This window comes from Gammaproteobacteria bacterium, assembly GCA_013816845.1.
Lineage (GTDB): Bacteria > Pseudomonadota > Gammaproteobacteria > DSM-16500 > DSM-16500 > Aquicella.
Window position 1 is genome coordinate 403,974 of record JACDDU010000003.1, and the last position, 21,892, is coordinate 425,865.

The 21,892-nt window shown below is 41.3% G+C and carries 19 protein-coding genes; 11 read left to right on the plus strand and 8 right to left on the minus strand.

Annotation, left to right across the window (positions count from 1 at the left end):
- Positions 1-27 precede the first annotated feature (27 nt).
- Positions 28-1,323 carry a glutamate--cysteine ligase gene (gshA, locus tag H0W64_07845; protein MBA3661623.1) on the plus strand — a complete coding sequence of 432 codons (1,296 nt, stop codon included), beginning with the start codon at positions 28-30 and terminating at the stop codon, positions 1,321-1,323.
- Positions 1,320-2,261 (plus strand): glutathione synthase, encoded by a 942-nt coding sequence (gene gshB / locus H0W64_07850; protein ID MBA3661624.1) that lies wholly within the window; start codon positions 1,320-1,322, stop codon positions 2,259-2,261. The genes gshA and gshB overlap by 4 nt, the downstream gene beginning before the upstream one ends.
- A 130-nt stretch (positions 2,262-2,391) precedes the next feature.
- On the opposite strand, the gene panB is transcribed toward gshB, so the two are convergent.
- Together panB and H0W64_07860 are read right to left on the minus strand one after the other, a co-directional pair.
- On the minus strand, positions 2,392-3,186 hold the full coding sequence (gene panB / locus H0W64_07855) for a 3-methyl-2-oxobutanoate hydroxymethyltransferase (protein ID MBA3661625.1): 795 nt from the start codon (positions 3,184-3,186) through the stop codon (positions 2,392-2,394).
- On the minus strand, positions 3,183-3,902 hold the full coding sequence (locus H0W64_07860) for a DUF2520 domain-containing protein (protein ID MBA3661626.1): 720 nt from the start codon (positions 3,900-3,902) through the stop codon (positions 3,183-3,185). Before H0W64_07860 ends, panB begins: the two co-directional genes overlap by 4 nt.
- 81 nt (positions 3,903-3,983) lie before the next feature.
- Between H0W64_07860 and dprA the strand changes: the two genes are divergently transcribed.
- The 7 genes from dprA (at position 3,984) to H0W64_07895 (ending at position 13,718) form a co-directional block, all read left to right on the plus strand.
- A complete protein-coding gene (dprA, locus tag H0W64_07865) occupies positions 3,984-5,060 on the plus strand; it encodes a DNA-protecting protein DprA (protein ID MBA3661627.1) in 1,077 nt (358 codons plus the stop codon).
- 29 nt (positions 5,061-5,089) lie between these two features.
- Positions 5,090-5,560, plus strand: coding sequence for a DUF494 domain-containing protein (locus H0W64_07870; GenBank protein MBA3661628.1), 471 nt, complete (start codon positions 5,090-5,092; stop codon positions 5,558-5,560).
- A gap of 199 nt (positions 5,561-5,759) precedes the next feature.
- Positions 5,760-8,054: a type I DNA topoisomerase gene (gene topA / locus H0W64_07875; GenBank protein ID MBA3661629.1), complete on the plus strand. Its 2,295-nt coding sequence runs from the start codon at positions 5,760-5,762 to the stop codon at positions 8,052-8,054.
- A gap of 677 nt (positions 8,055-8,731) precedes the next feature.
- Positions 8,732-10,486 (plus strand): arginine--tRNA ligase, encoded by a 1,755-nt coding sequence (locus H0W64_07880; protein ID MBA3661630.1) that lies wholly within the window; start codon positions 8,732-8,734, stop codon positions 10,484-10,486.
- Positions 10,487-10,488: 2 nt separating this feature from the next.
- A complete protein-coding gene (locus H0W64_07885) occupies positions 10,489-11,211 on the plus strand; it encodes an SPOR domain-containing protein (GenBank protein MBA3661631.1) in 723 nt (240 codons plus the stop codon).
- A gap of 22 nt (positions 11,212-11,233) precedes the next feature.
- The gene (locus H0W64_07890; protein MBA3661632.1) at positions 11,234-12,832 is read left to right on the plus strand and encodes a hypothetical protein; all 1,599 of its coding nucleotides are present in this window, start codon (positions 11,234-11,236) and stop codon (positions 12,830-12,832) included.
- Positions 12,833-12,848: 16 nt separating this feature from the next.
- Positions 12,849-13,718, plus strand: a complete 870-nt coding sequence (locus tag H0W64_07895) for a YicC family protein (GenBank protein MBA3661633.1) — start codon at positions 12,849-12,851, stop codon at positions 13,716-13,718.
- 346 nt (positions 13,719-14,064) lie between these two features.
- On the opposite strand, the gene H0W64_07900 is transcribed toward H0W64_07895, so the two are convergent.
- The 3 genes from H0W64_07900 to H0W64_07910 are packed head-to-tail and all read right to left on the minus strand — an operon-like array spanning position 14,065 to position 16,010.
- Positions 14,065-14,514, minus strand: coding sequence for a phosphoesterase (locus H0W64_07900; protein MBA3661634.1), 450 nt, complete (start codon positions 14,512-14,514; stop codon positions 14,065-14,067).
- Between the two features lie 15 nt (positions 14,515-14,529).
- Entirely contained in the window at positions 14,530-15,471 is a 942-nt protein-coding gene (locus tag H0W64_07905) for a hypothetical protein (protein ID MBA3661635.1), read from the minus strand.
- A 20-nt stretch (positions 15,472-15,491) separates the two neighbouring features.
- Positions 15,492-16,010, minus strand: coding sequence for a hypothetical protein (locus tag H0W64_07910; GenBank protein ID MBA3661636.1), 519 nt, complete (start codon positions 16,008-16,010; stop codon positions 15,492-15,494).
- 234 nt (positions 16,011-16,244) lie between these two features.
- On the opposite strand from H0W64_07910, the gene H0W64_07915 reads away from it, so the two are divergent.
- A complete protein-coding gene (locus tag H0W64_07915; GenBank protein MBA3661637.1) occupies positions 16,245-16,703 on the plus strand; it encodes a hypothetical protein in 459 nt (152 codons plus the stop codon).
- The gene (locus H0W64_07920) at positions 16,700-19,189 is read left to right on the plus strand and encodes a DotA/TraY family protein (protein MBA3661638.1); all 2,490 of its coding nucleotides are present in this window, start codon (positions 16,700-16,702) and stop codon (positions 19,187-19,189) included. The genes H0W64_07915 and H0W64_07920 overlap by 4 nt, the downstream gene beginning before the upstream one ends.
- 19 nt (positions 19,190-19,208) lie before the next feature.
- On the opposite strand, the gene dotB is transcribed toward H0W64_07920, so the two are convergent.
- The 3 genes from dotB to dotD are packed head-to-tail and all read right to left on the minus strand — an operon-like array spanning position 19,209 to position 21,671.
- Positions 19,209-20,360, minus strand: coding sequence for a Dot/Icm type IV secretion system ATPase DotB (gene dotB / locus H0W64_07925; GenBank protein ID MBA3661639.1), 1,152 nt, complete (start codon positions 20,358-20,360; stop codon positions 19,209-19,211).
- Entirely contained in the window at positions 20,357-21,214 is an 858-nt protein-coding gene (locus tag H0W64_07930; GenBank protein MBA3661640.1) for a type IV secretory system conjugative DNA transfer family protein, read from the minus strand. The genes dotB and H0W64_07930 overlap by 4 nt, the downstream gene beginning before the upstream one ends.
- Positions 21,201-21,671 (minus strand): type IVB secretion system lipoprotein DotD, encoded by a 471-nt coding sequence (gene dotD, locus H0W64_07935; GenBank protein ID MBA3661641.1) that lies wholly within the window; start codon positions 21,669-21,671, stop codon positions 21,201-21,203. Before dotD ends, H0W64_07930 begins: the two co-directional genes overlap by 14 nt.
- Positions 21,672-21,892: the final 221 nt, after the last annotated feature.

Here is a 21,892-nt window from a genome sequence, read left to right on the forward strand (position 1 = left end):
AGGATATCGCTAAAGCGAGGAGTTAATATGCCTGTCAATCAAGGAACGTCCCCTTTTCTAAATACCCCGTTAATCCAACCTTTAAACCAACTTGAAGAAACATTTAAAAATCAACAAGCAAAAATTGATACCTGGTTCAATGATCAATGGCAAACGAGTGCACCACCTTTATATGGATCAGTTGATTTACGTAACGCGGGTTTTAAACTTGCCCCCATTGATATGAATTTATTTCCGGCAGGGTTTAATAATTTAAATCCTGAATTTTTTTCGCTCGCAGTTGCTGCAGCTAAAGAAGCATTACTCGCCATCTTACCTTCCGTAAAAGAAATTTTACTCATTCCTGAAGGACACACGCGCAACCTCTTTTATTGGGAAAACATAGCAGTTTTATTAAAAATTTTGAATGACGCTGGATTTGCGGTTCGCTTAGGAGGCTTCCTCGAAGAAGCGGTGGTGATAACACTTGAAAGTAGTCAACAACTTCAAATTGAACCCTTACTACGTGAAGGAAATAAACTGAAAGTAGAAAATTTTATTCCAGATTTAATTTTACTCAACAACGATTTATCGGAAGGTATTCCTGCTATTTTACAAAATCTTGTCCAACCTGTTGTTCCACCAACTTCATTAGGATGGAGTGAACGTTTGAAATCAGTGCATTTCAAATATTATGCTGAGGTTGCAGAAGAGTTTTCAACTTTACTTGCGTTCGATCCCTGGCTCATTACACCATTATTTCGCTATTGTGCTAAAGTCGATTTTATGCAAGAACAAGGGTTAGATTGTGTTAAACATCATGCGCAACAACTCTTTGAAGAAATTAAACGAAAATATGAACAGTACCACATCCCGCATCAACCTTTTTTAATTGTGAAAGCGGATGCTGGAACTTACGGTATGGCGGTCATGACATTGCGAGATCTTAAAACACTCGACACGCTGAATCGTAAACAACGGACCCGCATGTCATCTACGAAAGGTGGGCAAGCAGTTAATCGTGTCATCATTCAAGAAGGTATTTATTCTTTTGAGTCAGTCGGTGAGGAAGGGGCAGTTGCAGAACCTGTTGCTTACTTGTGGGGCCGACAAGTAGTCGGTGGTTTTTACCGTATCAATAAATCCCGCAGTAATGATGAAAACTTAAATTCACCAGGGATGCATTTTACACCTATTGCTTTTAACGATGCCTGCGATAAACCTTGTCACAATAAAGATGATCAACCCAAAAATCATTTTTATGCGTATGGAATGATAGCCAAACTCAGCATGCTTGCAGCTGCCCGTGAAATGAAAGATCAAATAAAGCGAGTCAAAGCATGAAAAAGAAACTTGCTGTCATCATGGATTCATTCAGTCTAGTCCATTACAAAAAAGATTCAACGTTGGCTATGTTATTTGAAGCTCAAGATCGGGGTTATGCGCTTTATTTTTTAGAACAAAAAGATTTATTTTTATTAAACGATATCCCTTTTGGTCGAGCAAAAAATTTAACTGTTTTTAGAGACGCCAATCAATTTTATAAGCTTGGTGATGAACAAATATACCCGCTCGCTGACTTTAATATTATTTTAATGCGCAAAGATCCACCTTTTAATGAAGAATATATTTATACCACTTATATTTTAGAGCACGCAGAGCGTTTGGGCTCATTGGTTGTAAATAAGCCGCAATCTCTACGCGATGCCAATGAAAAATTATTTATTACGCATTTTCCTCAATGCATTCCTGAAACCTTGGTCACGCAATCCGCGCATGAATTGTATCAATTTTGGGAAAAACATCAGGATATTGTTTGCAAGCCTTTAAATACGATGGGTGGAAAAATGGTCTTCCGTCTAAAGCAAGGTGAAGTCAATGCAAATGTAATATTTGACACACTGACCCAAGGCGGTACTTTTTATATTATGGCGCAAGGATATATTCCAGCAATTGTTGCGGGTGATAAAAGAATTATTTTAATTAATGGTAAGCCTGTAATGCATGCTTTAACGCGTATCCCACAGGGCAATGATTGGCGGGGGAATCTAGCGGTTGGTGCTAAGGCCACCGTGCAACCACTCAGTGATCGCGACCAATTCATTTGTGACCAAGTGGGTCCTGCTTTGCGTGAACGTGGATTATATTTTGTGGGCATTGATGTGATTGGTGATTACCTCACAGAAATCAACGTAACGAGCCCCACCGGCATTCGTGAATTAGATGCAGCTCGTGGTATTAATATAAGCGCGATGCTCTTTGATTGTTTGGAAAGTCATTGATAAGATCATCTAGCGCTCATCCAAAGTGAAAACTGCATGCAAATTTTTCCTGGCATATTTCACCTCCCTTTTTATCACGCAGAAAATTTGTTACGCAATTTCTTTTACTTGATCATGAGGCGACCTTCCTTTATCCAGAGGCATAACAATGCATAGCTTCAGGAAACTGAGATGCTTCAATTTCTTTTACAAAATTATCTACTGCCGCTTTGATATGCTTTGCACCATCAAAATAATGTTTAACAAATTTGGGCTTGAATGTCGTATTCATCCCTAATAAATCCTGCATCACTAAAACTTGCCCATCAGTATGGGGTCCTGCGCCAATGCCAAGGGTGGGAATGCTTAATTGTTGCGTCAAAGTCCGAGCAAGTTCAGCAGGAATGCATTCCAAAACAACCGCGCAACATCCCGCTGCTTCTAATTGTAATGCTTCATTTAAAAGTTGTTCTGCACTAGCTTTGCTTTTGCCCTGCACTTTATAACCACCAAGGCCGTTCACAAATTGTGGCGTTAAGCCAAGATGACCCATGACTGGCACGCCAGAGGTTACTAAATGACGAATCAATTTTAAATTTCCATTTGCCCCTTCTAACTTTAAAGCATGCGCCCCAGCTTGGATAAGTATTTGCGCTGCTCGCATACTCTTGCTAAGCGATTGACGATAACTTAAGAATGGTAAATCACCAATGATAAATTTATGCGGCGCTCCTTTGCGTACAGCTTGAATATGGATTTGCATCATGGCAATGGTTGCAGCCGTTGTATCTTCAAATCCGTGCATCGTCATAGCGACGCTATCACCGACAAGTAAGCAATCGATATTTGTTTGAGATAATATGCAAGCGCTGGTATAGTCATAGCACGTTAACATGCTAATCTTCATTCCTTCGTTTTTCTTTTTTATCAATTCCAAAACATTCATATTTTATCCTCGTTGTTTAATTGCTGATAGCCATTCACGCAAGCTACATACACTTCTTTAAAAGGATCACGCTCAAGGGTTTGTAAATGTTTACTGATGGTCAACGTATCGCCACGCGTCAAGGGGCCGGTTAAAGCAGTTGACGCATCAGCTAATAAATTAGCTGTTTGTTGGCGAAGATAATCATGAGCGAAAGAAGCAGGAATATTAAATTCGCGCTCAAAGGTTGTGAATAATTTTAACCAAAGTAGGCAACTAAAATTACCCGCAAGCACACACATCGCATGATATTTTTCTTTCTTCGATTTATTAAGTCGAATATGCGGGTTAGGGATGCCGGGTAGCAACGTTCTAAAATCAGGCGCGTCATCATCGATAACGAAAGGAATGCTTTGATAATTATCTAATGTGTAGAGGGTTTGATTAAATGTTGAAAGCGGATGCGCGCCAAAAATTTTATCGCTGATTAAACAACCGGAACAATGAATTAACATCGCATCGGTATGCATTAAATAGGATTCAGCAAAAGGAATAATCGCATCATCTGCAATTAAAATTAAAATATGGGATGCCTTATTAATACATTGCGCTAATTTAGCAAGCCCTTGGTGACGATGCCAACATTCATGCTGCAATCCCAGCGCATTGAAATAAAACTGCACATGTCGAGCAAGTCTTCCATTACCAATGATTAAGTAGCTTATATTTTTTTTCATTGCCACTCCTCTTCGCCGCATTTTTCTTCTTCTGCAAGCTGAAGTCAAGATAACTCAAAAATTTAAAGCTAAGGAAATACTATGGATCAAGAATTAGAAAATTGGCTGGTGTTACATCATACAAATCTGGGGCCGCAAAAGATTTTCAATTGGTTGAAGCACTTTCAATCACCATCGGCGCTTCGATTTGCCACGCATTCGGAATTAGTCGATTTAGGCATAGTCTGTAAAGATATCGAGCGTTTGCGGCAATCGTATGAGAAAGATATTGCGCAAGATAAGCAATGGTTAAATGAAGCAAATCACTCCATCCTTTCTTTCACTGATCTTCGTTATCCTTTGCGCTTAAAACAAATTGCAGTCCCCCCTCTCATTTTGTATGTGCAAGGCAACGTTGCAACGCTTGCAACCGATCACATTGCGATCGTGGGCTCAAGGCAGGCAAGTTTCACCGGTCTAAGAAATGCTAAGCAATTTGCGACAGTTTTGGCGCGAAGTGGATTCACGATCACGAGCGGGCTTGCCTACGGAGTGGATGCTGCGAGTCACCAAGGTGCTTTAGATGCGCAAGGCTTAACGGTTGCAGTGGCGGGTACCGGCTTGCATCACTTTTACCCAAAAATGCATGCAAAACTGGGTGGAGAGATTATTAAGCATCGCGGGGCAATTATTTCTGAATTCTCCCTTGATACCCCACCGCTTGCCAAAAATTTCCCCCAGCGCAATCGTATCATTGCGGGGCTCGCCCGCGGTGTTTTGGTTGTGGAAGCTGCGATCAAAAGCGGATCGCTCATTACGGCGCGATTGGCTCTAGATGAAGGTCGAGAAGTATTTGCCATCCCTGGATCGATTCATCAACCGCTCGTTCGCGGTTGTCATCACTTAATAAAACAAGGTGCCAAGCTCGTCGAGAATGCGAACGATATTTTGGAAGAGTTCGGTCTAACTTTATTTAATCTCACGCCTATCGCCACGATTGATTCTCACCTCGAAAAAGGCGATGCTGAATTGCTAGGCCAAATAGACTATGAAATAACACCCACTGATGTGATAATATTGCGCAGTCCATTGAGTGAGAGTGAGGTGGCTGCAAGCCTTTTAAGATTAGAATTGGCAGGCTTTATTTGCTCAATCCCAGGGGGTTATATTAGGTGCTAGCGCCAAAATTAATAAAGTGGAAAAAATAAATGATGTTTGAAGTACTCATGTATCTCTTTGAAAATTATATGGATGGAAGTGTAACTTTAAACGCCGATCAAGATACAATTGTTTCAGAACTTGAACAAGCAGGCTTTAGTCGGAGCGAAATTAGCCGTGCGCTCGATTGGTTAGACGGTTTGAGCCGAGTTCAACAAACCGTGGACGCAGGTCCCCAACTGACTCCCCATGCGATCCGCCACTATGCCACCGATGAAAGTGAGCGTTTAGGTATTGAAGGAAAAGGCTTTTTGCTGTATTTAGAGCAGCTGAGCATTCTAGATCCCATGACACGTGAAGTCGTAATTGACCGTTTAATGGCGCTTGATTTTCGTGAAGTCGATTTAGGACGAATTAAGTGGGTTGTTTTAATTGCACTTTTCAATCAACCCGATAAAAAATCCGCGCTTTCTTTGCTTCAAGATATGATTCTGTCTGATGCATTTGATGTTCTGCATTAAGACGAGTTGAATTTTTTTTTACCAGAATGTTCTCAGTGAAGGTTCTATTTTAGCTTTATCTTTAAAAAAGATAAGCTTAATTGTTGCTGCATGTCTTGCATTCCAGCTAAATAATAGGTAGAAAATAGCTTGTTCACTCACTGTACAGACGTTTTGGGCTATATTCTATTTTAGGTACTCTGAAGGATACGTAATTTCCATGACCAATCTTGTCATAGTTGAATCACCTGCCAAGGCTAAGACGATTAAAAAATATTTAGGTGATGATTTTAATATCGTCGCTTCCTATGGCCATGTGCGTGATTTACTTCCAAAAGAAGGTGCAGTCGATCCTGCGCATCATTTTGCAATGCATTATGAACTCATTGAAAAAAATGCAAAGCACGTCGCTGAAATTGTCAGCGCGATGAAAAAAGCCGATGCGCTTTATCTCGCAACAGATCCTGATCGCGAAGGCGAGGCTATTTCATGGCATATCTATACGATCTTAAAAGAGAAAAAAGTGTTAGGTAAAAAACCCGTGCATCGGGTTGTTTTTCATGAAATTACGAAAGGTGCAGTCAAAGCTGCCATCGCTGATCCGCGTGCCATTTCTATGGAGCTCGTTAATGCGCAACAAGCAAGGCGCGCTTTAGATTTTTTGGTTGGTTTTAATTTATCTCCTCTGCTTTGGAAAAAAATACGCTATGGCTTGTCAGCCGGCCGTGTACAAAGTCCAGCTTTGCGCATGATTGTCGAGCGAGAAGAAGAAATCGAAAAATTTATTACGCAAGAATATTGGGATATCAAAGCTGATTTAATAGCTGAAAAAAAGAATTTTGAAGGTAAGTTAACGCAATATGATGGGAAAAAGTTAGAGCAATTTTCAATTCCCAATGCAGAACTTGCAGAAACAATGAAAGATCAACTCGTTAAACAAGCTAAATCTAGACTTAAAGTCATTAAAGTTGATAAGCGTGAGCGTAAACGTAATCCCGCGGCTCCCTTTATTACTTCAACGCTGCAGCAAGAAGCTGCACGTAAACTAGGATTTGCTGTTCAACGTACGATGCGTATTGCGCAACAGCTTTATGAAGGGGTTGAGTTAGATGCAGGATTTTCGGGCCTTATCACCTATATGCGTACCGACTCAGTAACATTAGCTCAGGACGCTATTAAAGAAATTCGTGAATTAATCCATAAACGTTATGGCAAAGAAAATGTGCCTGACGAACCTCGAGTGTATAAAACCAAATTAAAGAATGCCCAAGAAGCGCACGAAGCCATTAGACCCACCTCGGTTGAGCGTACACCGGAATCGGTGAAATCATTCTTATCGCCTGAACAATTCAAATTATATGATTTGATTTGGAAACGCACCGTTGCTTCACAAATGATTTCAGCAACCATTGATACGTTAACCATTGATATGGGTATTCAAGATAAACATATTTTCCGTGCTACGGGTTCTGCCATTATGGATCCCGGTTTCATGCGGGTGTATCAAGAAGGCACGGATGAAAAACCGGAAGAATTAGGCGATGAACATCTATTGCCGCATCTCAAAGTCGGGGATGAAGTAACCATTAATGAAATTAAACCTCATCAACATTTTACTGAGCCACCACCCCGTTACTCAGAAGCTACGCTGATTAAGGTGTTAGAAGAGTTTGGTATTGGCCGTCCTTCAACCTATGCTTCTATTGTTTCTACATTGCAAACCCGGGAATACGTTATTTTAGATACGAAGCGTTTTAAGCCCACCGATATCGGTCGCATCGTCAATAAATTTTTAACAAACTACTTTACCCGCTATGTTGATTATAACTTTACCGCGGGACTTGAAGATGAGTTAGACGAAGTATCAAGAGGCGAGAAAGAATGGATTCCTCTATTGGAAGAATTCTGGAATCCCTTCAAGCATCAAGTTGATAATATTTTAGAAACAGTTAAGCGAGCTGATGTTACGCAAGAATTAATTGACGAACAATGCCCTCTCTGTAGCAAGCCACTTTCCATCCGGTTGGGTAAACGGGATCGCTTTATCGGTTGTACGGGCTATCCAGAGTGTAGTTACACGCGTGCCATGAATGAACAGCCTGGTGAAGCAACCCAAGATGCTGAATTGATTGAAGGCCGTGTTTGTGATGATTGCGGAAACCCTCTTAAAATTAAACATGGTCGTTTTGGTAAATTTATTGGCTGCAGTAATTACCCCAAATGTAAACACATTGAATCTCTCAATAAACCGCAAGATACAGGCGTTGAGTGTCCTGAATGCACGAAAGGTAAAATGGTCAAACGTCAATCGCGACGGGGGCGGGTTTTCTTTTCCTGCGCGCGCTATCCTGATTGTAAATATGCGGTTTGGAATGAACCCATCAACCAAAGTTGTCCAAAATGTGCATGGGCCATGTTGACTGTTAAAAAAACGAAACGCCGTGGTACTGAACTGGTTTGTCCGCGCACTACATGTGGTTTTGTGAAACAAGTCGCTGATGAAATAACGGAGTAAAGGAGAACGCAGCTATATCACTCCCTTACTTCTAGGAAAAGTTATTCTACCTGACTCGCCTATGCACTTCTCTTCAACAAAAAATAGCAAATGGATAAAGGATATTAAAGATTAATCTAGTGTGAAATGACAACAAAAAAAAGGCGGTACTTTGGAGTACCGCCACACATGCTCAACTCAGGTCTGGCAATCCATGCCAAAAATACCGTCCCTGAACACACAAAACGAGGAGTGGTTGCACAAGTCCTTTTTTGCGAGAGTAGTCAATCCGTGACTACGAAAACAAGTATACATAAATGATCTTCGTAAGTTCCTTACGATCTTAAGCAGGTAGAAGGTTTCAATGACATTTTATATTCCTTCTTTTGAACATTTAATATGTATAATCAAAATCTTAGCTAAATAAAATTCCTTTTTAGAAGGTATGAGGCTGTATCAGTCAGGCCGATTTCCCGCTTATAATGTACGAAAATGCTTACACACCCAATGGAAATTTCTCTTAATTAGCCTTACTTTATTGCATGTCAGTAAGGCCCACCGTTATCATATCGATCTCCTTTAACGATAAGCTGCAAAATTCCAATGCCGCAAAGTGTAAGTCAGCATGATGATTCATCACCCACTACTTATTTTATGCTTAATAAAGTCCAAGTATTCTGTAGGAATAAAGAAAACTTATGAAACAGCCCATTGAAAAGCTTTTACAGAGTGTAATTAAACAAATGCAAGAAGCTGGTGAGTTACCCGCTTCTGCTGCATTTATTCAAATTGAAGCAACGAAGGATAAAGCACACGGCGATTTTGCGTCTAACATTGCTTTAACGTTGGCAAAACCTGCCCAAAAAAAACCACGTGCAATTGCTGAGCGGATTGCAGAGCTTATTCCAAAATCGGATTACATTGAAAAAGTAGAAGTTGCAGGTCCGGGCTTTATTAATTTTTTTCTTTCAAGTGCGGCCTTATCGCAAGTGGTAACAAGAATTCTAGAAGAGGGCGATCGATATGGCATTACGGAGATGGGGTTAGGTAAAAAAGTTTTAGTTGAATTTGTTTCGTCTAATCCCACAGGTCCTCTCCATGTGGGTCACGGTAGGCATGCCGCATTTGGTGATGTACTTGCAAACTTACTTGATGCCGTCGGTTTTAAAACGTATCGCGAATACTATGTCAATGATGGTGGACGTCAAATGGACATTATTGCCGTAAGCATTTGGTTACGTTATTTGGAATTTTGTGGCGAAGGCTTCGAATTTCCTGCCAATGGTTACAAGGGTGAATATGTTAAATCGATAGCACAAGCGATATTTGACGTTCATCGGGATCATTTCTGTGCTTCAATCCAAACGCTTTGTAAAGATCTGCCCCCCGATGAGCCGCAAGGCGGGGATAAGGAAATCTATATTGATTGCTTAATTGAGCGTGCCAAATCGTTGCTCGGTCCAAAGTATGAAGTCATTTTTGACTTAGGTTTAAATCAAATTCTTTCTGATATCCGAGAAGATTTGATTGAGTTTGGGGTTCACTATGATAATTGGTTTTCAGAAAAAACTTTAGTTGAAAGCAATATTGTTGATGAGGTGATAAAAAAATTACGGGCAGACAATTTTGTTTATGAAAGTGAAGGGGCTTTGTGGTTTGCTTCAACCCGATTAGGTGATGAAAAAGACCGTGTTTTAGTGCGCAGTAATGGACAACGTACTTACTTTGCTAATGATGTTGCTTATCATATCAATAAATTTGAACGCGGTTTCGATATTGCTATTGATTTATTTGGTTCAGATCACCATGGCTATATCCCTCGCATCCGCGCAGCCGTTCAGGCATTTGGCGTCAATCCGGAACGCTTACTTCCACTGCTCGTGCAGTTCGTTTCTTTATATCGACAAGGTAAGCCGGTTTCAATGTCAACCCGAGGCGGTAACTTTGTTACGCTACGGGAGTTACGCGAAGAAGTGGGGAATGATGCAGCTCGCTTTTTTTATGTGATGCGCAAGTGCGAACAACACATGGATTTCGATCTGGATCTTGCCAAATCAAAATCCAATGAAAATCCGGTGTTTTATGTGCAATATGCCCATGCTCGCATTTGTAGCGTGTTCTACCAAATGAAAGAACGGGGCATTGCTTTTGATCAAGAGCAAGGCCTGGCGCATTTAGACTTGTTAAAAAGTGCACATGAGCGGCAATTGTTAAATACAATGTCCGCCTATCCTGATACCATTGTTGATGCAGCGTTAAATTATGAGACGCATCAATTAACAAATTATCTTCGTGAATTAGCAACCGATTTTCATGCATACTATAATGCAGAGCAATTTTTGGTTGAGGACGCTGCGGAGAGAAATGCGAAACTTGCCCTTATCATGGCAACAAAGCAAACGCTTGCAAACGGATTTAAACTACTTGGGATTTCAGCACCTGAAAGTATGTGAGCATGATTAAAAGGAATTTTAACCGAAATAAGCTAGCTGCACTGCGTGAGGATGGATCCTCGCAACGCTTTAATCGTCGATCTATTATTTTGCTCGTCGTTTTAATAGCGGTGCTCGGAAGCATTTTCGTCGGGTATTATTGGCGTCATAAGTTACTCCAAAAACAAACGGTTACTCATTATATCACACAGCTTTCACCCGCCTGGCTTGAAAAAAATACCCGTCCAGCAATTAGACCTCCCGTGCAAATCGTCGCAAATACACCTTCAAAAGAAGTGATTGAATTTGAATTTTATGACGCTTTACCTGCAGTGAATTTGGTTGAGACTGAATTTAAAGTGCCAATAAAACCAGCAACCGTTATTGTCGCAGCGCAACCGGCACCTAAAAAAAATAAACCCGTTGAACGAATTATCCTTGCGCAACACCAATTTAAATCTCAACCCATTAGTAATGCACTCGATTTGGAAAAGGAACTTGCGCATCATTTAAAGCAAAAACCTTACATTCTTCAACTCGGTTTATTTCGCCAACACCAAAAAGCGATCAGTTATCGAAATACCCTTGCAGCCTCCGGATTAAATGCGCTGATTGTCAAAGTCAAAATTGGTAAAGATGAACACTTCCGATTGCAGCAAGGTCCCTTCATCACCGTATCGCATGCGAAAAGTGCCCAGCAAAAATTGCAGCAACGGGGGATTAATGCCTTAGTGCGCCAAGCTTAAATTGATCAATAAAGGCTAAATTATGGTGCCTGATTTACTAAAACATTCGCAACGCTACCTTATCACTCTCCGCTTAAGTTTATTATCCATTTTTATTCTCTTGTTTTTGCTCATGATGATGAGCTTACTAAGCTTGTTTTATTTTCATTTAACGCGGGTTGTTGATCGTGCAGCTTTATTATTAATGGATAAAGCAACTTATGCGGCTTTAGAAAAACTTGATGATGCTATCCAGTTAAATCCTGCCGATCCATTAAAGCAAATGGCTACCTTTATCAAAACACAAACGATTGGTGAAACAGGACAAGTTTTTATTCTAAATGAGCAAGGCAAACGTCTTGCGCCACTTGCGTCGACTTCCATACCTGTCGAGCGTGCATTTGCATTAGTTAGAAAATCGCATCAGTCAATGCTTCAATTTAATGATCATGGACGTACTTATTTTGCAGGGGTTCATTCCTTTACTTTACCGAATAAGCAAATTTATTATATCGTCGCGATCGCACCCGAGTCTGAATTTACAAAACAGATTCATAGCATTGAAGCGCTTTATTTAATACTTATTGTTTTAATTTTTGGCATTGGCCTGATAGTCATGTCGCATTTAGTCACCCGCGTGCTGAATCCCATCAAAGAATTAGTAGCAGAAACAGAAAAAATTAAAAATTTTAATTTAGAGGGAAAAGTTGAAGTTCAGTCGCGCATAAAAGAAGTCATTGAGTTATCAAATGCAATCGAGTCCATGAAAGGTGGCCTACGCTCTTTTAAAAAATATGTTCCTGCAGATTTGGTACGTCAACTTATTAAAAATGGCGAAGATGCAATTAGCAATAGTTCGAAACGTAACCTCACAGTTTTCTTTTCCGATATAAAAGATTTTACTGCAATCACTGAACGTTCAGAGCCGCATCGTTTAGTTCAACAATTATGTGATTATTTTGAAACCTTAACGCAAATCATTACCGTACGTCAGGGGACATTGGATAAATATATTGGCGATGCGGTTATGGCCTTTTGGGGGGCACCTGTGGCTGTCCAATACGCTTCTCTGCAATCAGCCAATGCAGCGCTTGCGAGTGTAAGGGCTTTAACAAAATTAAATCAATTGTGGCGCGATGCTGATTTAAATGCTTTTCATACGCGTATTGGCATTCATAGTGGAGAAGCAATTGTGGGTAGCCTGGGGTCGTCTGAGCGATTAAACTATACAGCTTTAGGAGATACGGTTAATATCGCAAGTCGTTTGGTTGATGTGAATAAAATGTACGGCACAACCATTCTTGTAAGTGATAGTGTTTATCAAGAAATTCATACCGCTTACCGTTTACGATTTATTGATAGCGTATTTTTAAAAGGCAAAGTAGAGCGAATTACTTTGTATGAATTGCTTGGGGAAAAAGAAGAAAAATTGCCCTTTGATGTTACGCTTTATGAAAAAATATTTACTCAAGCTTATGCAGCATACAAACAACAATTATGGCAAGAAGCAATCACTTTGTTTAATGAGTGTTTGCAAATTTATCCTAAAGATAGCGTTGCGATGGTTTTGATTGAGAGATGTGTTTGGTTGAGTTTGAATCCGCCTCCAGTTGATTGGGATGGCATTTGGCAGATTAGCTAAAAGTGAGAAACTGAGTATGATTTATAGTATGACTGCGTTTGCGCGGGTTCAACAACAAAGTGATTTAGGTCAGCTTGTTTGTGAAATGCGTTCGATTAACCACCGTTATCTTGAAATTGCATTACATCTTCCTGAAATGCTTCGTCAGTTTGAAATGCCTATTCGTGAACGGATCCGTAAACTGATTAAGCGGGGTAAAATTGAATGCACAGTGCGTTATCAAATTAGCGCGAAATCAACCGGTACGTTATTCACCCTTAATAAAGTGTTGGTGCAAGAATTGTGTCTCGCAAGCGAGGAAATTGCTAATTTATTAGTAACCCCTGCAGCCGTTCATCCAACGGATATACTACGTTTTCCAGGCGTGCTTGAAACGCAAGACACTGATGTGAGCCAATGGCAAGATGATATTTTTAAGCTAATCGAACATGCCGTACAGGAATTAAGTGAAGCACGCGGGCGGGAAGGCAAAGAGTTAAAACAATTATTCATTCAGCGTTTAGATCTCATGCAAGCTGCACTTGAAAAAATAAAAGAACGCTTACCGCAAGTCATTCTCGATCAAAATGAACGCTTAAAGAAGCGTTTTGCAGAAGTTCGTCTTGAACTTGATCCGCTAAGATTGGAACAAGAAATGGTGGTCTTTTGTCAGCGTATTGATGTTGCTGAAGAAATAGAACGTACTGAAACACACATCAATGAAATCAAGCGCGTATTAAACCAAGGCGGTGCGTTGGGAAGACGGTTAGATTTTTTATTGCAAGAACTAAACCGCGAAGCTAACACCATCGGTTCAAAATCAGTTGATTCCATCATTACCCATGCTGCTGTGGAAATCAAAGTGCTCATCGAACAAATTCGTGAACAAATTCAAAATGTAGAATAGTGAGCACGTGCAGGCATATACAAACGATGAACTAAATACCGTCTTTCAAAACACGGAGCTGTCATGCTCTGCATATAGCAAGTAGTCCAAGTGCAGCGCAGCGCTGAGTGATCCCCACGCCTTACTTAATCCGTTTTTTTTGGACGGATGAATTATAATTTTCAGGTGAAGTGGGCTTTAAGCCTCAGTGATAAAGTGATGCGTTAAATCTTCTCTTTGAAGGTGGTGAGAAAGCGGATGAGAAAATGAAACCCACCATAAAATAAAAAGTAATAATAGTTTCGCCACCAAAACCAACGTGATTTCTTTGCGGAAGCGACTTCGGTGGAGAAACTGATGGATTGACCTAAGCATGATCTTGCTCAAGCACTTTCAAAACTAAATCAAAGCGTTCTTGTGAAAAAACGCGTGCAAGTAAACGTAAACGTTCAAATACGATGTTACGCCGTAAAAACAATCCTGCCATGGTGTTTTCAGGACTATTATTTTCTTCGGCATACATCAAAAGCTTAGAAGCTGAACCCGGATCAATGGTGTCGATCGATTGTAATAATCGTAAAATTCGCGAAGTTTTGATATGAGAACAAAGTGCAACAAATTGATCTTCTTTACCCAATTCAAAATTGGATATAGTATCAAAAGTCTCCCCTAATTTTTTTATAGCTTCTTCGAGGGCGGGCGTTCCATCTAACGTAAAATCTTCAGCAGTTTCCATAAAAGAGATGACGCGATAAATCATTGCATCATCATAATTTTTCCAGAATTCATGAGAAGAAATTAAATCAAGCTTTGGCATAGTTAACCTTCAATCTTAGGGCAATGGTAAGGATTTGTTAGCACGTTGGAAGAGGCTTTGCTCATTGGTAACATTATTTGCCATGAGTAAAGTGTTCGTCATAGCTTGGGCGATAACCAATTGTTTTTGCATTTGCACCAGTTGCGTTAGCATGACAAAAACTTGGGATTCATACATTAACATTTGACGTAAAACCAATCCTAATTCCTCTGAAAAGACTTTAGTAAACCAATCTGAGCTACTCGCTTGGGTAACTAAATCATTTTGTAGGGTGGTCAAACTTTTAGTTCTTTTTTGCGGATCCGGATTATTAGGATCATCTTTCACATTAAAATCAGCATAAAGACCACTTAAAAGGTAAGCGTTGAATGATTCGACCGCCATGACGGTGCTGTAATAATTACGATAAAGGAGCTGATCTTCTGGACGACCATTCATACGCAATTCAGGCATGGGATGATTTAAAGACATACCTGCAGCATTTTTTACATAATTAAGTTTGTTATCAAAGGCAGGCGGATTTGCGCCTTCATTTCTTGGATCTTGCGCAAAAACCGGCATCCCCAACAAAGTTTGAAAAGCTAAATCATTAGCTTCGGGTAAAGTCTGGGGGGTGATATCAGCAAAAAGTTGGGTGACAATGGCTGATTGTAAGCTTGTCTGGGTCGTTGCATTTTGAACAAAGAGATTACCCAGTTGCCCAAAATCAGCTTGGATTTCGGCGACTGCGTCAGCATTGGCAGTTAACCAGCTTTCAGCCATGGCGACTAATCTTGCTAAAGCGGCGGGTAAATCATTCACGGCAACCAAGGTGCCGTAGGTATTTTCCATAATTTTTTTCAAGTAACCTTCACTGGTACTTTCAGCCCGTAAAGTTGGTAATAAAAACAAACTGACCAAGCCTGCTGTGCCGCAAAGAATGATTATTTTTTTTATGCGATTTTTTAATAAAAGCATGTGTGACTCCTTCACAAACTTTAATAAGTAATTTTCCAGGATTCTTGGGGTTGTTGTGGGGCGGCATTCGGTTGTTGTGGGGCATTTTGATTTTGAAAACCGCTATAAATAGGTTCTTGTGGTGTTACAGGTTGCACAGCCATAGGCGGGGGCGCCGGTGGTGCCACGGGAACGGGCGTGGGGGGTGCCATCGTTGGTGGTCGTTCAACCGAGGGCGGGATCGGTTTTGCTTCCGGACCAGTTGGAATGACAGGTGGCAGCGCATCTGGTGTTGGTGTGATGTCTTGGGAAGGAAGCGGTGGTGATTTTGCGACCGCTTGTTTATATTCATTCGTAAGTCGATTTTGCGTTTGCTCGCTTAATTTATTAGTAGCGGCTTTGAAGGCTTCAGGAGAAAGGACTTGCCTAGTAGACTGCTGCACAGGTTGTGTCGCTGCAGGTTTTTTTGCACTAAAATTAAAAAGTGATTGGGCAGTTAAACCTGTACTTATCAGGAAACCGATTGATAGGACATAGATATAGGGTTTATGCATCATCATCTCCGCTGACCTAAGGTGTACATTCACTCTGGGGTAGATGTTAAATGAATGTGGACCGAACCAAGATTGAGCAAATTTAAACTAATTTTAGCAATAACGCCTACGTATTGCGAGCACTACCATGTGCAGCAAAAACTTGTTCGGGACCCTCTGCTAAATCCAAGACAAGCCTTTGCGTTACGGTAAATACTTGTCTAAGATAGAATATTAATCGTCCCGGTTAGGATGAGCGAAATGTCTGTTTGGCAAGTCTTCAAAATTTCCCGCAAAACTTTTTTTAACCCCAGCGCTTGGTTTGATGTCGCTTCATTTAAAGAGGGGAATCGCGCCATTTATGATAGCGTTAATGGATTATTTAAAATTCCAGAAGCAAAGCGCACTGAGACTTTCGAGCAAGCCGTAACCCGTATGGGATTAAGTGAAGAAACCTTGCAGCGGCGACAAACGGATTACTATAACTTTGCCCTTATTCTCTTTATCCTGGGCGTGATCGTTATTTTATTTAGCTTGTATCTCCTTTTTTTCCATTTTTCCCTTTCCGGTTTTATCATTGGTATTCCTGCTGCGGGTTTATTTCTTGCTCAAGCTTTTAAATATCATTTTTGGTCTTTCCAAATTAAACATCGCAAGCTCGGATGCACTTTTGCGGAATGGCGACGCGGGCAACCTTTCGATCAAGGTAGCCGAACATGATTAGCATATTCGACATACCAGCGACAGACCAATCCATTTACTACTTAGGTCAAGTTTTTGGGCGTGTTGGAAATATCCTTCCTGTAGTTAAAGCACCCATGCTTTTAGGTGTCATGTTTAAAACTTTTAACACCCTCGTTCTCGCGGTAGCCGCCTTAATTGTTTTATACGTAACGATTGTGGGTGTTCTTAAAACGGCAGCTGAAGGTGAATTTTTAGGACGGCAGTGGAGTAGTATTTGGGTACCTTTACGCATGGTGCTAGGTATCGCAGCCTTAGTGCCGACGCCTTCAGGGTATTCATCCATCCAAATTTTAATGATGTGGATTGTGATGCAAGGGATTGGTGCAGCGGATTTAGTCTGGAATACGGTTTTAAAATATACGCAAGTGATGGGTTCCCCTTTTGCGACGGTCAGTGTTCCTACGGTGGGCGTTAGCGCTGATATGGAAAATCTTTTCCAGGCGCTTGTCTGTCAGGCCACTGCAAAAGCACCTTATGATTACACGATGCAAAGAGGTACCACCAGAGGAAGCTATTATTGTGGGATAAAAGGAAATCAGGAAACTTCTTTCTGCCAAGCGCCTGCAAATGATTTACTGAATATTTCTGGATCGCAAACGACCCGCAAGGCTATCGCTTCAACAAATACAACGCAGAGTAAATCGGCATCCTCATCCAAGCAGAATTATATTATTCAGTATCCAATTGGTCCCGGTGGATTCTGTGGCGTTTTGCAATACTGTGACGCAGATAAAATGTGTTCAACAGGTACGCTGGATGGGAAAATAGCATGCGATACATGTAAGTCACAAGCTACGAATTTGCAAGCTATCGTGACGACTTTGGGCCAAATTGCTGATCAATTTGTCCAAGCCGATTATCAATATCGTGTTTTTTATGACAAGGGCGGTAAAGCACCAGATTGGGTGGGAAATTTTTGCGCCGCCAATAATTTACAGGGACCCACAAAGTGTTGTCGCACTATTACAACATGGATCGCAAATTTAAAGCTTCCGGATAACCTTAAATCATGCGGTATTAATGATTCGTATAACAGCGGTGATGAGAATAATGCGAGTGATGAAGTGGTTAACAAAATTTATTGGCCTTACTATATCAAAGCCAATGTCACCGGCGATATTGATTTTGTTGAAGCAAGTGTTGACCGTTATATTTCAGGTTTAAATGACGCAGTTTTAAATGTCATTCAGGGTCAAATTAACAATGCCGATATCACTTCTGGAACAACCTTAGATGAAGCAAATCAGGTTGGTTGGATTTTTGCGGGTGCCTATTACTATTATCTTGCCCAGCAAGGAAATAAAAATGTGGATGCTTCGATGCCCTATTTAACGATGGTGCCCAATAATCCACGCGGATCACCTGAGTCAAATGTATTGTTTAACAAACGCAATAATTTTGAAGCTGCTGGTGCTCTATTAGCGCAGTCAGGCTTTGGTTCTCAAAGTAAATTTACCATGTCTATATCCCCTAAATTGAAAGATTTAGGAAAACTTGCGAAAGGAATGGAGTCCTCTGTCAAAAGTGTCATGACGGGGTTCATGGGTTTAATCGGTGGAAAACCGGGCGAGCTCGCAACGAATCCTTTAGCAAAACTACAAACATTGGGTTTTATTTTATTAGTTGTTGCTCAAATACTATTCTTTCTTGTTATTTATATTACGACAGGGCTCGCTCTTCTCGGTTACTTCTCTGCCTATGCTTTAGGGACGGGTTTTGATAATCCGGTGGGTGGCACGGTGACTACTTTTGCCATTATTCTTGGCCCCATTTTAGCGATGTTTTTAGGTGCCTTGTTTACTTTCGGAGCTTTACTTGCTGTCTATACACCCCTTATCCCCTATATTATTTTCACCGTCGGTGCAATTAGTTGGTTTTTATTAGTCATTGAAGCCATGATTGCCTCGCCTCTTATTGCCTTAGGTATTCTTTTACCGGGTGGGCAAAGTGAAATTTTAGGAAAAGCTGAACATGCATTAGGCTATGCGTTTGGTATTTTCTTAAGACCTGCTTTAATGGTATTTGGCATGATGGCGGCGATGTTGTTAGCCAACGTTGTTGTCACCATGATTAATGCCGGCTTTGTCGGCGTTATGTCACAAATGTATGCCAATGCTGGATTAGTCGAAGAATTACTGTTCCTTGGTGCTTACACAGGTATTGTTTTAACTGCGCTCAATAAATGCTTCTCCTTAATTCATGTGATTCCTGATCGTGTTCTCCGTTGGATGGGGGGCTCGACCGAAGAGACGGGCGCAGCTGCAGGAGAAGGTTTAAGTGGTGCTAAAGGCGGAGTGAGTCAGGCTGCCAAAGGCGCGCAAACAATCGGCGGCGGTATCAGCAAGCGATCTCAATCTGCAAATAAAGATCTTGCTGAACGTGCTCAGAAAAAGAAGGGAGCAGGCAAAGAAAGTGATGATATTCAAATCTCAGATTCTGATAAAGGCGGTGGGGAAAAATAAAAATAATGCGACGCGCTACTTACATCGTGGGCGCGTCTTTTTCCTCACGCTTGGCTTGCTCTGCAATAAGTCGATATTGACGATCGGTGATTAATCCATCTTTTAATTTTGCGTGTGCGTCGACTTCCATCGTTTGACCGTATTCTCTTACTAATTTTCTGACGACATTGGTAATGGTTAAGACGTCTGTTTCTAATAAAATATCTCGTATTTTTTCATCAAAAACTAAATATTCTCGCAAAGCAACTCGCTTACCCTCAATGGTTGGTACCAAGCGTTGAGAAATAACTAAGCGTACTGTTTCAATAATATCGATCGTTCTACCTTGACGTTCTTCGGGTGGGAACGTAATAACTAAACGTCGTATGGTTTCAGCAACACTATTACTGTGAAGTGTTGTATAGACAGGATGACCGGTCATCGCAGCTTCCATTACGGCTGCAATGGTTTCTGGGTCACGTGCTTCACCGACTAAAATGAGCCGCGGTTTACGTCTCAAAGCATTACGGACCCCCGCTGCAAAACTTGGTAAATGTCGCGGAATTTCTGATTGACTGACAATGCTTGATTCTTTTTCGACACTATCGAAAACAAATTCGATAGGTGCTTCGTATGTAAGAACTTTACGATTACTATTCACATCTTCGGTGATGCTACGAATGATTGCAGCAAGCAAGGTACTTTTGCCCGACCCCGTCGCGCCTGTAACATAGACCACACCTTGCTCAGGTGTAATCGCATCAATAATTTTAGTAGGTAACCCCATGCTCTCAAGGGTTGGGGGTTCGGTTGGAATGGTTCGCGCCGTAATTTGCAAGCCATCGTGACCTTCAACTAAGCAGCCTGTACCATTAACACGAAAACGATAACGATCAGAGCGGTTGGGTCGAATTTCATAATGCGTATCAAGATCTTTTCCGGACATGAGCAAGGTCGTGCCATTGGGGCCATACATTGCATTTAAAACTTCACTGACTTCTGTATTCGACAATTTTCTTCGCGTGACTTTTTTAAGCTTGCCAAAAATTTCAGCCATAACGGGTTCACCCGTTTGAAAGGTGATATCAGAAGCCCCTAAATTGACACAGTAAATTAAAATGTCATTGACGGCATCGATCCCGATTCGTACGGGTTCTTGTGGAAATAAGATGTCACTTTCAGTTTTGCTCATTGCTTCACCACGATGGCTTTCCATCCTTTAGCACTGGTTTGAAGTTGCGGCAATTCGACAATACGCAAGACTTGATCGTTGATGCGCATGTCACTGCCATCTCCTGTTACACCAAGTTCGGTACGCGAAACAAAAGGCGGGCTAATCATGCGCTCTTGTAATAATTTACGATATAAAATCATGCCTCGAAAATCACGCTTAAGTCGCGCCATATTTTCTTGAAAAATACTATACCCTTGTTGAATACCACGCTCCCAACCTGCTCTGATGCCTTCTCGCCACACGCGCTGTTCTGACAAGGTACGTGGTAGTAAAGTTCGATCGGGTAACCGCGGGGCTGGATATTGCAACCATAAATACTCACGCCAATTGGGCGGCGTAGTTGCAAAGCGTGCTTGTTTCACAATTTTATAAGTTCGATCTGCGACACGAATGGTATTCGGATCAGCGAGATTGAGACTAAAATCCCCTTCAACTAAAACGGGGGGAATAACACCGTGTGTTAACATCATGCCATTAAAATTGAAAATCGTATCAAGGTATTTTCGATCATCGGACATACGGGTATTCATCCGGGTCGATGCCCAAGCAAGACCCGATTGCGCCCCCATACTCAAAGCCGATTCTTGCAATGCTTGCGTGCGAATTGGACTGCCAGAGGGGTGGGAGCTTGGAGCAACACGTGCTTGCACACGAATATTTTCTAACTGATAAATATCAGTCGTATCGATCCCCTCTAAGTTGGTTTCACCCGTGTAGAAACAGCTGCACAACGTAGCAGAAAGCATTGTGCTGAGTATCAGTCGATACAATTTGGAATGATCTAGATATGCAAACAAATTAATTTTTGGCATAGCGCAATTCAATGACCCGACTGTCTGGAAAGACTACCACTGCCGCGCGTCGACCACCTTGATAGCCGACATCCCGTAAAACATCCCCAAGCATAACATTTTTTTGGTAAACAGTGACGATCACAGGTATTGCAGGTGGCGTGCCTAAAACGCGAACACGATAATCGGATGCGCGAGCAATTTGTCTCACTAAAGGTTCAATAGGGCCTGACCAATCGATGGTGGTGAGTCCTGCCATGCCATACGTAAGCGGCGCAGGTGGTGGCGCAAGTTCAGGGAGCGGATGCGCAGCTTGAGCAACTTCAGCAAGATCGACCATGGAACGGCTGATTGAATAGGAGGCTTCTGCTAAGGAGGCTTGGCTTCGTGTAACTTCATAACCTGGAGGTGGTTTAGGGGCAGCACATGCCAGTAAGGTCAAAGAAAGAAATGTTAATAAACCCCATCTTAACCGCATGTAACGTTTTCCTTAAAAAAGATTTCGCATTGCATAGTACGAAGTGTGCAGTAAGCTAAAAAAACTTGCGGCACGTTTAGATTGAACCTCTGAAATTAATCCTCCGACCATGGTATAACGAGTTTGCCGAAATTTGAATAAGTTTAAATAACTAGGACTAGACCTGTGGTTATTTTGGTTGGTTTGATGCGGTAAAAAGTTATACTTATTGAGGTTGTTGA

Bases quoted from the DNA above. Each gene is read 5' to 3' on its own strand.
- gshB (MBA3661624.1), top strand. From the start codon at position 1,320: ATGAAAAAGAAACTTGCTGTCATCATGGATTCATTCAGTCTAGTCCAT.
- H0W64_07930 (MBA3661640.1), bottom strand. From the start codon at position 21,214: ATGCCAAAAATTAATTTGTTTGCATATCTAGATCATTCCAAATTGTAT.
- H0W64_07900 (MBA3661634.1), bottom strand. From the start codon at position 14,514: ATGCCAAAGCTTGATTTAATTTCTTCTCATGAATTCTGGAAAAATTAT.
- dotB (MBA3661639.1), bottom strand. From the start codon at position 20,360: ATGAGCAAAACTGAAAGTGACATCTTATTTCCACAAGAACCCGTACGA.
- H0W64_07870 (MBA3661628.1), top strand. From the start codon at position 5,090: ATGATGTTTGAAGTACTCATGTATCTCTTTGAAAATTATATGGATGGA.
- dotD (MBA3661641.1), bottom strand. From the start codon at position 21,671: ATGCGGTTAAGATGGGGTTTATTAACATTTCTTTCTTTGACCTTACTG.
- H0W64_07905 (MBA3661635.1), bottom strand. From the start codon at position 15,471: ATGCTTTTATTAAAAAATCGCATAAAAAAAATAATCATTCTTTGCGGC.
- dprA (MBA3661627.1), top strand. From the start codon at position 3,984: ATGGATCAAGAATTAGAAAATTGGCTGGTGTTACATCATACAAATCTG.
- gshA (MBA3661623.1), top strand. From the start codon at position 28: ATGCCTGTCAATCAAGGAACGTCCCCTTTTCTAAATACCCCGTTAATC.
- H0W64_07895 (MBA3661633.1), top strand. From the start codon at position 12,849: ATGATTTATAGTATGACTGCGTTTGCGCGGGTTCAACAACAAAGTGAT.
- panB (MBA3661625.1), bottom strand. From the start codon at position 3,186: ATGAATGTTTTGGAATTGATAAAAAAGAAAAACGAAGGAATGAAGATT.
- H0W64_07915 (MBA3661637.1), top strand. From the start codon at position 16,245: ATGTCTGTTTGGCAAGTCTTCAAAATTTCCCGCAAAACTTTTTTTAAC.
- H0W64_07910 (MBA3661636.1), bottom strand. From the start codon at position 16,010: ATGATGATGCATAAACCCTATATCTATGTCCTATCAATCGGTTTCCTG.
- H0W64_07880 (MBA3661630.1), top strand. From the start codon at position 8,732: ATGAAACAGCCCATTGAAAAGCTTTTACAGAGTGTAATTAAACAAATG.
- topA (MBA3661629.1), top strand. From the start codon at position 5,760: ATGACCAATCTTGTCATAGTTGAATCACCTGCCAAGGCTAAGACGATT.
- H0W64_07885 (MBA3661631.1), top strand. From the start codon at position 10,489: ATGATTAAAAGGAATTTTAACCGAAATAAGCTAGCTGCACTGCGTGAG.
- H0W64_07890 (MBA3661632.1), top strand. From the start codon at position 11,234: ATGGTGCCTGATTTACTAAAACATTCGCAACGCTACCTTATCACTCTC.
- H0W64_07920 (MBA3661638.1), top strand. From the start codon at position 16,700: ATGATTAGCATATTCGACATACCAGCGACAGACCAATCCATTTACTAC.
- H0W64_07860 (MBA3661626.1), bottom strand. From the start codon at position 3,902: ATGAAAAAAAATATAAGCTACTTAATCATTGGTAATGGAAGACTTGCT.